The 12,128-nt window shown below is 73.0% G+C and carries 10 protein-coding genes; 3 read left to right on the plus strand and 7 right to left on the minus strand.

Going from position 1 to position 12,128, the window contains the following annotated elements; all coding sequences use genetic code 11:
- The first annotated feature begins 319 nt into the window (after positions 1-319).
- Positions 320-673, plus strand: a complete 354-nt coding sequence (locus tag ACZ7CF_RS29930) for an STAS domain-containing protein (protein WP_458434366.1) — start codon at positions 320-322, stop codon at positions 671-673.
- Here ACZ7CF_RS29930 and ACZ7CF_RS29935 read toward each other — a convergent pair.
- The 4 genes from ACZ7CF_RS29935 to ACZ7CF_RS29950 are packed head-to-tail and all read right to left on the minus strand — an operon-like array spanning position 645 to position 5,050.
- Positions 645-1,814: a glycosyltransferase gene (locus ACZ7CF_RS29935; protein ID WP_470371135.1), complete on the minus strand. Its 1,170-nt coding sequence runs from the start codon at positions 1,812-1,814 to the stop codon at positions 645-647. The two genes, ACZ7CF_RS29930 and ACZ7CF_RS29935, sit on opposite strands and share 29 nt — an antisense overlap.
- Entirely contained in the window at positions 1,811-2,698 is an 888-nt protein-coding gene (locus tag ACZ7CF_RS29940) for a DUF3152 domain-containing protein (protein ID WP_458431441.1), read from the minus strand. The genes ACZ7CF_RS29935 and ACZ7CF_RS29940 overlap by 4 nt, the downstream gene beginning before the upstream one ends.
- A gap of 13 nt (positions 2,699-2,711) precedes the next feature.
- Positions 2,712-3,449, minus strand: coding sequence for a hypothetical protein (locus ACZ7CF_RS29945; protein ID WP_458431440.1), 738 nt, complete (start codon positions 3,447-3,449; stop codon positions 2,712-2,714).
- Positions 3,446-5,050 carry a hypothetical protein gene (locus tag ACZ7CF_RS29950; RefSeq protein WP_470371136.1) on the minus strand — a complete coding sequence of 535 codons (1,605 nt, stop codon included), beginning with the start codon at positions 5,048-5,050 and terminating at the stop codon, positions 3,446-3,448. Before ACZ7CF_RS29950 ends, ACZ7CF_RS29945 begins: the two co-directional genes overlap by 4 nt.
- Positions 5,051-5,265: 215 nt before the next feature.
- On the opposite strand from ACZ7CF_RS29950, the gene ACZ7CF_RS29955 reads away from it, so the two are divergent.
- Positions 5,266-5,634, plus strand: coding sequence for a hypothetical protein (locus ACZ7CF_RS29955; RefSeq protein ID WP_360392943.1), 369 nt, complete (start codon positions 5,266-5,268; stop codon positions 5,632-5,634).
- A 63-nt stretch (positions 5,635-5,697) separates the two neighbouring features.
- Here the strand turns inward: ACZ7CF_RS29955 and ACZ7CF_RS29960 are convergent, their stop codons facing one another.
- Together ACZ7CF_RS29960 and ACZ7CF_RS29965 are read right to left on the minus strand one after the other, a co-directional pair.
- Positions 5,698-6,135, minus strand: a complete 438-nt coding sequence (locus ACZ7CF_RS29960) for a hypothetical protein (protein ID WP_360392940.1) — start codon at positions 6,133-6,135, stop codon at positions 5,698-5,700.
- 3 nt (positions 6,136-6,138) lie between these two features.
- Complete coding sequence (locus ACZ7CF_RS29965; RefSeq protein WP_360392938.1) at positions 6,139-6,945, minus strand: lysozyme; 807 nt, start codon at positions 6,943-6,945, stop codon at positions 6,139-6,141.
- A gap of 216 nt (positions 6,946-7,161) precedes the next feature.
- Here ACZ7CF_RS29965 and ACZ7CF_RS29970 point away from each other — a divergent pair, with 216 nt between their 5' ends.
- A complete protein-coding gene (locus ACZ7CF_RS29970; protein WP_470371137.1) occupies positions 7,162-9,609 on the plus strand; it encodes a penicillin-binding protein in 2,448 nt (815 codons plus the stop codon).
- A 243-nt stretch (positions 9,610-9,852) separates the two neighbouring features.
- Here the strand turns inward: ACZ7CF_RS29970 and ACZ7CF_RS29975 are convergent, their stop codons facing one another.
- The gene (locus ACZ7CF_RS29975; protein WP_470371138.1) at positions 9,853-11,985 is read right to left on the minus strand and encodes a helix-turn-helix transcriptional regulator; all 2,133 of its coding nucleotides are present in this window, start codon (positions 11,983-11,985) and stop codon (positions 9,853-9,855) included.
- Positions 11,986-12,128: the final 143 nt, after the last annotated feature.

Raw genomic sequence — 12,128 nt, forward strand, 5'->3', positions numbered from 1 at the left:
AGTGATTGAATCGATCGGAATGCGCCGAGAAAATCGAACCGGCCGCAACTCCGCGAGAACCGTATCCAAGTGCTCTCGGAACGCAAAATCAGACATCACGCGATGGTGTGAACGAATACAATTCACCACTCGATCGAGTGATCTTGCGTTTCCCGCGTTTGGGGAATTTTCGGCACAGGAACCGGACTGGTGCCGGAAATGGCGGCGGGGATGGCCGGTGCGCCGGCCGCCGGCCGCCGGCCCGCGTCGTCACGGACACCGGTCGTGCATCGCGCGTCCGCGACCGGGATGCTTGTCGGGAGCGGAAGGCGGACTGGTGATGCGGATAGCGGTCTCGGCGCAGGACGGTGTCGCCGTCGTGCGGCTGGCCGGCGAGGTCGACATGACCAACGCCGACCAGGTGCACGGCGCACTGGCGAAGGAGCTGGAGGCGCGCCCGCGGGGTCTGGTGCTGGAGCTCGCGGTGGAGTTCTTCGACTCGGCGGGCCTGTCCGTGCTCGTGGCGGTCAACCGGCTCGCGGCGGAGTCCGGGGTCGCGTTCGGCGTCGTGGCGAGCGAACGCGCCGCGCGGCAGCCCATCGAGATGACCGGGCTGCACGAGCTGCTGACGATGTTCGCCGATGTGCCGACCGCGGTCGGGGCGTTCACACCGGCGTCTTCTGCCACCGAGTGACCACCGGTCCGCTCGCGGACATCACCCGTTCGTAGGTCGTGGCCGTCTCCAGCGCCACCCGCTCCCACGCGTAGCGCACGCGGGCGCGGTCCTGGGCTGCGAAGGAGAGCTCCTGGCGCCGGACGTCGTCGCGCAGCAGTGACCGCAGCGCCCGTGCCAGCAGGCCGGGTTCCCGCGGTGGCACGAGCAGTCCGGTGGCGCCGTGCACGACGCTCTCGGCCAGGCCGCCCACCGCCGAGGCCACGACCGGCACACCGCAGGCCATCGCCTCCAGCGCGGCCACGCCGAACGGTTCGCGCCGCTGCGGGCACGCCACGACGTCCGCGGAGCGGTAGAGGGCGGGCAGCTCCGCGTGCGGGACGGGGCCGCGGAAGGTGACGCGGTCGGCGACGCCGAGCTTGACGGCCAGGGCGCGCAGCCGGCGCAGCTCGGGGCCGTCCGCGCCGCCGGCGACGACGAGCTCGGTCCACGCCACCGCGGGCAGCGCGCCGATGAGGTCGTCCACCCCCGCGTCGGGGCCGAGCTCGCTCACCGCGAGAACGCGGCACATCCCGGTGCGCGGTGCGGCCGGGCCGGTCGGCGTGAAGACGTCCGCGTCGACACCCCACGGCACCGTGGTGATCGCGGAACGGCGCAGGCCCAGCCGGACGAGCTCGTCCACCTCGTGCCCGGACGTGGCGATCACGGCCGCTGCCGTGCGCCCGACCAGCCGCTCCGGTCCGGCGGAGTCGCCGCCGACGGGTGCGTGGAAGCTCTGCACGACCGGGATTCCACTCGACCGGGTGGCGAGCACCGCCGCGAGCCCCGACGTCCAGTGGTGGGCGTGCACGACGTCGGGTGCCGCCGCACCGGACCAGCACCCCTGCAGCCGCCGCACGAACTCCCCGATGTGCGCGACGACGACGTCCTCCTCCAGCGGTTGCTCCGGGCCGGCCGGCAGGTGCACGACGGCGAACCCGTCGGCGACGCGCACCCGCTGCGGCAGCCTGCGGTCGGTCCGGCGGGTGTACGCGGTCACCTCGTGGCCCTGCCGGCGCAGCGCCTCGGCGAGCTTCGCGACGTGCAGGCGCGGGCCGGCCGCATCCGGGTCGGTCAGTGCGGTCAACGGGTTGGTCTGCAGCGAGACCATCGCGATCTTCACCTGGTCACCTCCGGGTTCGGCCACGGGTTGGGCCGGCACGTCCTGCCGTCGCGCGGCACCGTCCTGCCCTGCGGGGTGGCGGCGGTGACCTCGGCGAGCCGGTCGTTCGAGACGGAGAGGGTCTGCTGCATCATCACCGGCGCGAGCGCGCCGTCCTGCGGGCAGACCTCGTGGCCGTGACCGAGGTGGTGCCCCACCTCGTGGTTGACGAGGTACTTCCGGTAGCCCGCCAGGTCTCCCCCGAACGACTCGGCGCCGCGGAACCACCTCGGAGCGCTCACGTACACGACCCCGTCGATGTAGCAGGACGTGTCGTAGGGCAGCTCGAACCCGCAGGTGGCCCTGGCGGTCGCCGGTGCGGTGAGCCGGATGCGCACGTCGGGTTCCTCGACGTCGACCCGGCGGAAGGCGACGGTCCCCGACGCCGTCCACCCGCGCGGGTCGGCCAGCGCCGCGTCCACGGCGGCGGCGAACGGCTGGTGCTGCGAGGGCAGCACCGCGCCCTGCTCCACCTCGACCGAGTAGGTGTGCACCTGCCCGCGCCCGACCTGCGGGGTGGTGCCGGCGATGGTCCGCCACCAGCCCTCGCCCGTCTCGCGCACGTACTCGCCGGGCGGCAGGTCGGGTCCCGGCTTCGGGGTGTCCGGGCTGGTGAGCGCGAGGACCTCGGTGCCGGGCGCCGGGCTCGGTGTGCTCGACGGGCTCGGCGGCGTGCTGGTCGAGGAGGGTCCAGGGCGCACGGAGATGCGCGAGTCGATCACCGGGACCTGGGGCTGCGCGACACCGTTCTGCACGTCCGATGGCGGCCAGCTCCTCAGCAGGCCGAGCGTCACCCCCGCCAGCATCGCGGCGAAGACGTACATGACGATCCTGCCGGTGGTCATCGGTGTTCCCCCGTCATGAGCAGCTGAACAGCACCGGGCAGGGCGCGCGGTGCAGTGCCGCGAGCGCGGCCGGTTGCAGACCCTCCGCCGGCCCGCGTTCCCGCCCGGACACCACGAGCAGGTCGCTCGGGTAGAGCCGGGTCTCGTCGTCGACGGACCTGGTCTCGTGCACCAGCTCGACGATGACGTCCGGGCACGCGGAGTGGACGACGTCGGCGGCGTCGAGCGAGTCGACGACACCGGCGTACGGCCGCGTCAGCACCCGCAACCGGGTGGCCCGGCGCGCCCGGCAGTGCACGACCGCCCGCCGCAGCACACCTTCACCACCCACGGGGTCGATGACCGCGGTCACGACACCGTAGCGCCCGGCGAGCGCGGCGGGTTCCCCGCACACCACCACGACGTCGCGGCAGTCCCGTCCGGCGAGCGGCGGCGCGGCCTGGGCGGTCGCGCGGGAGATGACCACCAGGCCGCCTTCCCAGCGCGCGGGCGGCTGGTCGGGGTGTTCGACGTGGACGGTCAGGTCCGGGTGGCCCTCCAGGAGCTGTGCCACGCGGTGCGGGGCGTTCCCGGCCCGCACCACCAGGCCGACGCCCAGCGCCTCGGCGCACGTGGCCGCCCAGCGCACGCCCGTGCCGCCGCAGTCCTGGAGGTCGACGACGACGCAGGTGGCGGTGACGTCGGCCGGGTCGGCGGTGAGGTCGTCGGTGGTGAGGTCGTCGGTGGTGGGGCGGTCGGCGATGGCGGTCATCGGGTCACGCTCAGCGGGTCGGTGGTGGTGCGGGTGGTCTCGGCGGGCGCCTCGGGCGGCGCGGTGACGGCGGCGGGGCCGGACGCGGGGTCGGCGTCGAGTTCGGCGCCAGGCTCGGTGCCGGGTTCTGCGCCGGGTTCGGTGGCCGTGGAGTCGGCCGGTGCGGCGTCGGACTGAGCGACACCGGACTGAGCGGTGTCGGGCTGGACGGGGTGGGTGAACAGCTTCTCGACCAGGGCCGGGTCGGCCAGCGTCGTCTCGGCCGGTGCGGCGTCGGACTGAGCGGTGTCGGGCTGGGCGATGTCGGTCGGTGCGGGGTGGGTGAACAGCTTCTCGACCAGGGCCGGGTCGGCCAGCGTCGACTCGGCCGGCGCGGGTGCGGGCTCGTCCAGCAGGGGCAGGCCCGGGGTGGTCTCGGTCAGCGCGGCCATGGCCGGAGCGGAGTCGAGCGGCGCGGACGGCGCAGCCGCGGCCAGCGCGGTCCCAGCCGGTGCGGGCTCGATCGACGCGGACTCGGTCGCCGCGGCCATGGTCAGCGTCGACTCGAGCGGCGCGGACTCGGGAGCCGCGGGCTCGGTCAACGCGGTCATCGTCAGCGTCGACTCGGCCTGTGCGGGCTCGGGAACCGCGACCTCCGCCCACGCGGGCTCGGCCAGCGCCGACCTGCGCAGCCTGCGCCGCACCACCGCGGGCTTGGCGTCCTCGGCCTCGGTCCGCACAAGCGCAGCCGGTGCGAGCTCGGTCGAACCCGGCCTCACCCGCCCCGGCTCCGCCCGTCCGGTCTTCCCCGACCCGGGTTCGTCCACACCGGACTCACCCACCCCGGACTCACCTCGCCGGAGCTCGTCCACTCCGGACCCACCCCGGCCGGACCTGCTCCGCGCGAGCTCGTCCCGGCGGGAACCGTCCATCCCGGACTCACCCCGGTCGGCCCCACCCCGCCCGAACTCGTCCCGGCGCGACTCGTCCGCCTCGGACTCCTCCGGCTCGGGCTCCTCCCACGCGGCACGTGCCTGCTCCCCCGGCTTCCGCTCCGGTTCCGCCTGCCGGGGCAGTGGCAGGCCCTGCACGGTCGCCAGCTCGGTGTACCACTGGTCCAGCAACCGTTGCCGTTCCCCGAGATCGGCGAGCAGGGAGCGGGACTGCTCCAGCGCCTCTCCCACGATCTGCCGGGCGCGCTGGCTCGCCTCCGCGAGGCGGCGCTGGGTCTCCTGCTCGGTCTCGTCGAGGAGCCGGGCGTGCCGGCCGGCGGCCTCCTCGGCGCGCTGCACGGCGTTCTCGGCGCGGGCGCGGGCGTCGGTCTCGATCTCCTCCGCCTTGCGGCGGGCGACGTGCAGCAGGTAGCGGATGCAGCCGGAGACGGCGTTCTCCTTGCTGTGCCCCGCGTGGATCATGCGGTACTCGGTGAGCTCCGAGCGGGCTTCCTCGAGGTGCCGGGCGAGGTCCTCCGCGGTGGCGAGGGCGGCGTCGCGGTCGGCGCAGGCGACCTCCAGCTGTTCCTCGAGGCGGGCGAACGCCTCGTCGACCTGCGCGCGGTCGTAGCCGGGCCAGCGGGTGCGGAAGCCGTCGTGGCCCTCGTTCAGGAGTTCGTCGATAGCCATTGCCCCTGTCCTTTCCCTGAACGTGGGCTGTGGTCGTGTCGTGGTCGGCAGGTACCCGCGACCTGGCCATTCAGTCGTTCCGGACCAGGTATGCACTCGCTCTAGTGAATTCCTCACGGAGTGTCATCAATTCTGGTGGACGGTTCATCCGTCACGGGGGCGCAGGGCGGTGACCCTCGGGTATCCCGGTTCAAATCCGGTTGGAGGTGGATGCGGTGAGCGAACACGGAGCACTCGACAACGCCGACTGGCGGCCGTTCACGACCGCCCTGTGCACGGCGGCGGCCACGTGGGACGCCGACCTCGGGCGGCTCCTGGTCGGCGACGACACCGAGGTGCCGATCAGCCCTGCCGACGCCGAGGACGTCATGCGCGCCATCGCCGCGCTGTCGCAGCGGATGGGTGCCGCCACGGCCTCGATCGTGCGCGCCACCGCGCAGACCCGGCTCGACGTGGCCGACACCGGCGAGCTGGCCGGGCACGTCGAGTCGCTGGGCCTGATGGCGCTCTACGCGGAGGCGATGCACCGCGCGGCCGACCTCGCGCGCGCCGTGGTGGCGTGCGCGGAGACCGCCGACGCCTGAGGCGGCCCGGGAGCACGGGCGGGACGCCCGTCGAACGGGACCTCGGCACAGACCCGGCACCTGTCAGGAGCCGCCGGCGGGCGTGCTCACCTGGAGCCCGGCCCGCCACGGTTCCGAGGTGTTGTCCACGGTGAACTCGAACGCGACCTCCGCGGTCAGCGACAGCGACGTCGGGCTGGGGGCGCGGACGACCAGCACGTGGTCGCCCTCCGCGAGCTTGACCTCGTTCAGCACCAGCCGCTCGCCGACCCGACGGGTCGCGACCACGGTGTCGTCGACGAGGACCTCCACCTCGTTCAGCACGCTGGGGTCGCTCGCGGAGACGCTGACGTTGCGCATCGCCGAGACGGGCACGACCGACCCGTCCTCGATCCCCTCGACCACGAGGCCGGTTCGCTCGATGTGCACCACCGAGATCACCACGAGTGTCGACGACACCGCGAAGACCACGGCGAGGAACACGAGCAAGATGAGGTTCGACCTGCTTGCCGAGAGGCTCATGGCTCATCCTGTGGCCAGTGCGGCTAGCCGGTCGGCGCCGCCGTTGAAGACGTTCTGGTCGATCGGTGAGGACGTGAACTGCCAGATCGTGTGGAACGGCCACTGGAACGGCATCGGGCCCACCGAGGGCGCGTACCTGGCCACCCACAACGGGTTCGTGGAGCTGAAGTCACCGGTGCGGCCGGTGCACCTGTCCCACCACAGCGTCGAGGTGTAGATCACCGGCCAGCGCTTGGTGAGCGCCTGGTAGGTGTCGCTGAAGCTCTTGATCCAGCCCACCATCGCGGCGGGGCTCAGGCCGTAGCAGGTGTCGCCGCCGTAGGGGTTGTACTCGATGTCGAGCGTTCCCGGGAGCGTGCGGCCGTCACGCGACCAGCCGCCGCCGTTCGCGACGAAGTACCGCGCCTGCGTGGCGCCGTCGGAGCGGTCGGGCAACGCGAAGTGGTAGGCGCCCCTGGTCATGCCGACGTTGTAGGAACCGTTGTACTGCTGGGTGAAGTTGGGGTTCTTGTAGTTCGTCCCCTCGGTGGCCTTGATGTAGGCGAACCGCTTGCCGTTGTTCCACCAGTGTCCCCAGTCGACGGCACCCTGGTGGCTGCTGACGTCGATCCCGTCCACCCGGCCCACGCCGAGGTCCGGTGGTGTCATGAGCATCTCGCCGGTGCCCTCGTGCTTGGCGATCTGCGAGCCCGCGAAGTGGTCCTCGGCGCCTTCTGACGCCTGTGCGGGCGCGGTGCACAGCGCGCCCACGACCAGCGCGACCGCGGCGGCGCGAAGTACGAGGTGGCCAGCACTTGGTTGCGACGGCATTGGACTTCCTCCCCGTGTGTGAATCGTCTGATGGCCAGCTACCCGTGCCGGTAACGGAAAAACCGGACACCCACGGGTTGACACGAGCGGGTGGACGGACGGCCCGGAAAGCACTCTCGGTGACCGGTTTCGCGGACCGGGTTCATTCGAAGCGGGCGCCTGATCACGGGGACGGCGGGTAACCGTCGGAGGCCGAACCATCGAGGGGAGTCGACAGTGGACCGCAGGAGGATCGCTTCGTGCGTCGGAAAGCTCGCCGGGCTGTGCCTGGCGGCCGGCCTTCTGGTGGCGGGGCTCCTCTTCCCGGCCGCCGGGACGATCGGCACGGTGTCGAACCGGATCAGCGACCAGGTGAAGTCCACACTGGCCCAGATGCTGAACACCCAGCCGCCGTTGATGACGACGGTGGTGGACAAGGACGGCACGCCGATCGCGTACCTGTACGACCAGTACCGGGTGCGCACGCCACCGGACAAGATCTCGTCGCACATGAAGGACGCGTTGTTCGCGATCGAGGACCGCAGGTTCTACGAGCACAACGGCGTCGACTGGCTCGCGACGCTGCGGGCCGCCGCGCGCAACAACGCCAGCGGTGAGGTGGAGCAGGGCGCGTCGACGCTGACCCAGCAGTACGTGAAGAACTACCTCGTGCACGTGCTGGCCCGCACCGACAAGGGCGCGCAGCAGGACGCGCAGGAGCAGAGCCTGTCCCGCAAGCTGCGGGAGGCGCGGATCGCGGTGGGGCTGGAGGTGGCGCTGAGCAAGGACGAGATCCTCTCCCGCTACCTCGACCTGGTGCCGTTCGGTTCGACGATCTTCGGCATCGGTGCCGCCGCGCAGGCGTACTTCGACACGACGCCGGACAAGCTGACGGTCACGCAGTCGGCCACGCTCGCCGGCATGGTCAACAGCCCGACCGCGCTCGACCCGGAGGCGCGGCCGGACAAGGCCCTGCAGCGCAGGAACATCGTCATCGACGCGATGGTGGCGGAGAACAAGCTGCCCAAGGAGGAGGCCGAACGGCACAAGGCCGCGCCCCTCGGGCTGCAGGAACCCGTCCGTCCGCTGCAGACCGGGTGCGTCGGCGCCGGGCCGTCGCACGGCTTCTTCTGCTCGTTCCTCATCGAGTACCTGACCGAGGCCGGGTTCAACCTGGAGGAGCTCAAGATCGGCGGGTACCGCATCGAGACCACGCTGGACCCGAAGATCACCGAGCAGGCCAAGCAGGCGGTCGAGGCGCAGGCGCCCAAGAACACGCCGGGCGTGGCCAACACCATGGCGATCGTCAAGCCCGGCAAGGACTCCCACGAGGTCGTGGCGCTGGTGGCCAACCGCGACTACGGCCTCGACAAGGAGAAGTTCCAGACCCAGTTCGACCTGCCCAGCGGTGTGGAGAACAAGTTCGGCACGGGCTCGGTGTACAAGGTGTTCACCGCGGCCGCCGCGCTGGAGAAGGGCATCGGCATCGACACGGTCATCCCCTCCCCCAACTCCTACACCTCGCGGGTGTTCAAGGGCGGCGCGGCGTCCTGCCCGTCGACCGGGGAGCCGAACACCTACTGGTACTGCCTGTCGAACCACAACGACCGCTACCCGCCGCAGATGCCGTTGCGCCAGGCACTCGCGACCTCGCCGAACACGGCGTTCGTGATCCTGGAGGAGAAGACGGGCCTGGACGCGGTGGTGGACATGGCCTCCCGGCTGGGGATGCGCAAGACGATGGCCACGAACATCGCCGGTGTGGCACCGGACCCCAAGGCCGTCAAGGAGCTGCGCGTCTCCCAGGCCGAGTACTACAAGGCCAACGCCAACGCGTCGTTCACCCTCGGCCCGGCCCCGTCGAGCACCCTGGAGCTCGCGAACGTCGCCGCGACGATCATGAGCGGCGGCAAGTGGTGCAAGCCCACGCCGGTGCGCAAGGTCTACGACCGCGACGGCAAGCCCGTGGAGCTGGTCAAGCCGCCGTGCGAGCAGGCCGTGGCCGAACCGCTCGCCAACGCGCTGGCCGTCGGCCTGAGCGAGGACAACAAGGGCATGGGCACCACGGCGTACGCCGCGCGCCAGGCGGGCTGGACGCGCCCGATGATGGGCAAGACCGGCACGACCGAGGAGTACAAGTCCGCCGCGTACATCGGCGCGACCCCCGACTACGCGGGTGCCGTGCAGGTGTTCAACGACAGCACCTCGCCGCAGGGCATCTGCATCAGCTCGGGCCCGCCGCGGCTGTGCCCGGAGGGCAACATCTACGGCGGCACGGCTCCCGCGGCCACCTGGTACCAGACGATGATGACGGTGCACGCGGACCTGCCGGAGAAGCCGCTGCCGGAGGTGGAGGACCGCTACCGGCACGGCGACCAGCAGCAGAAGATCCCGGACGTGGTGGGCGCGGACCTGGAGAAGGCGACGGCGATGCTGCGCGAGGCCGGGTACCAGGTGTCGACGGTGTCGGTCAGCTCGACGAAGCCGTCCGGCTCGGTGATCTCCCAGTCGCCGCAGGGGGTCGCGATCCGCGGCACGGCGGTGACGCTGTCGGTCAGCAACGGCGCTCCCCGGCCGGCCCCGGCGGCGCCGACGACCCCGGAGACGACCGCGCCGCGGCCGGAGCCGGTGGCACCGGTGTCCTCGCCGGCGGAGGAGCCACCGTCCTCCGCGCCCACCGGCTGACGCGGTTCTCGCCGGTGGTCTCAGCTCGGGTGCGGGCCGTGCTCGCCGTCGAGGCCGAGGGTGTGGTCGTCCGGGTCGCCGCCGAGCGCGGCGGCCCGTCCACGTCCAGATCGTCCGAGCGGCGCTGACCCGACGCACACGGACCGCGGTCGCGCCGGGTCCGGCGGGCACCGCATCGCAGAACGGCCTCCGGCCAACGCCGGCACCCCGTCGAGGCCGAGCGCGGCGGTCCGGTGAGCGTGATCAGGCCAGGTGCGCGGACCGGATGTCCCGCCGCGAGCCCAGCCCGAGCTTCCGCAGCACGCTCGACGTGTGCTGCTCGACGGTCCGCGGTGACAGGAACAGCACCTCGGCGATCTCGTTGTTCGTGAGCCCGGCGACCAGCAGCCGCGCCACCTCCCGTTCCCGCGGCGAGAGGTCGTCGCCGTAGCCGCGGCTGCCGCGCCGGGACGGGGTGACCGCGCCCAGGCCGCGCAGCAGGTGGCGGCAGCGGGCCGCGTCGTGGGAGGCGTCGAGCGCCTCGAACCGGTCGGCGCAGCGGGTGTAGGCGGTGATCGCGGCGCTGCCACCGCGGCGCAGCAGGTGCGAGCCGGCCCGTTCCCACGCCAGTGCCGCGAGGTAGGGGGCCCGGCAGTCCTCGTAGGCGCGGGCGGCGGCGGTGAAGCACGGTGTCCCGTCACCGCCGGTGTGCGCGGCGAGGGCGCCCCGGCAGGAGTGCAGCGCGGCGGCGGCCAGCGGTGCGGCCGCCTGTGCGATGCCCTCCTCCAGGTCGCGCACGACGTCCCTGGCGTCGTGGACGCGGTCAGCGGCCAGGTAGGCGTCGACCGCCGCCTCGGCCAGCTCTCCCGCCCACGCCCACACCTGCTTGCGCCGCGCGAGTGCGAGCCCCGCGTCGGCTTCGTGGCCGGCCCGTGCCACGTCGTCGCGCAGCGCGAGCCGGACCAGACCGGCGCTGCCGGCGAGCGCGACCGGGGTGACGGCGTCGCGCGGGGTGCGCACCCCGGTCTGCTCCAGGTGCGCCGCGGCGGCGGCCCACTGGCCGCGGGCCAGTGCGAGCAGGCCCAGCACCAGGTGCAGCTCGCCCGCCACCGCCACCAGCCCGCGGTGCTCGGCCAGCAGCGCCGCCGCCCGTTCGGCCAGCCCGTCCCACTCGCCGGTGAACCAGGCAAGCCGCACCTCGGTGCTGTGCGCGGTGCTCAGCACGTACCGCGCGCCGCTGTCCCGTGCCGCCTGCGTGCCGAACCGCAGGTGGTCGCCCGCCTGGTCGAAGCGGCCGACGATGGTGAGCGAGTCGGCGAGGTTGCAGTGCGCCCGCGCGACCTGGCGCTGTTCGCCGAGGGTGCGGCCCGCCCGCGGCAGGCTGTCGAGCCGGTCGAGCACCGCCCGGTCGCCGACCGCCACGAGCGAGCCGACAACGTTGGCAACGAGCGAGATGCGCAGCTCACCGTCCTCGCAGCGACCGGCGATGGCGTCGGCCTCGCGCAGCCACCTGGTCAGCGACGGCAGCGGCGCGTCGCCGTTGAACGGCTGGGCCAGCGCGCTCACGCACTTCGCGGCCAGCTCCGGGCGCCCTGCCAGGTCGTCGACGGCGAGCTCCAGCTGCGCGCGGCCCTCGGCGAGGGTGTCGGACTGGCGGGCCAGCAGCAGCCCCAGGTGCATCCGCACCTCACCGCGCGCGGCGGGCGAGAGCCGTTCGTCGGCCAGCAGCGGTTTGAGCACCGCCACCGAGGCGGCGACGTCCAGGCCCAGCAGCGACGCCTCCCCCAGCTTGGCACCCAACCGGTCGACGTCGGCACCGGACAGCGACGCCTCGGCGAGCAGCAGCCGCAGCAACGCGGTGGCGGTCGTGGCGTCGGCGGAGGCCAGTGCCTGGTCGGCGGCCCGTTCGCCGTAGGTGAGCCACTCGTCGCGCCGGTGGGCGAGGCGGCTGTGCTCGGCCAGCTGCACCAGCGGCGGCGGGTCGGCCGCGGCCAGCGACCGGACCGCCCGCGCGTGCAGCTCGGTGCGGTGCATGACGCCGACGGCGCAGTACACGGCCTGCCGGGCCAGCGCGTGCCGGAACCAGTAGGTGTTCTCCCCCGTCTGGTGCAGCACCGGGCGGGCCAGCGCCTCGTCCACCGCCGCGCGCAGCCGCTGCCCTGCCAGGTCCGCCACCTCGCCGAGCTGCTCCGCGGTGACCGGCTCGGTGAACACCGAGGCCGCGCGGACCAGCCGGCGCGCGTCGGGCGTGAGCGCCGCGACCCGTTCCGCCACGGACTCCCGCACCAGCACCGGCACCCCGCCGTGGCCCGCACCGTGACCGCGGATGGCCTCCTCGACGACGAACGGCAGCCCCGCCGTGCGTCCGTGCAGCTCGGCGGCGACCGCCTCGCCCACCGCGGGCACCCCAGGACCGCCGCGGCCAGCTCACCGACCTGCGCGACGTCCAGCGGCGCCAGCTCGACGATCTCCGTCGTCACCCCGGCGGCCGGCCGGAACGCGGTCCCCAGCGGCATCCCGCCGGTCACGTCCTCGCGCCG

This window comes from Lentzea sp. NPDC036955 (genome assembly GCF_055608005.1).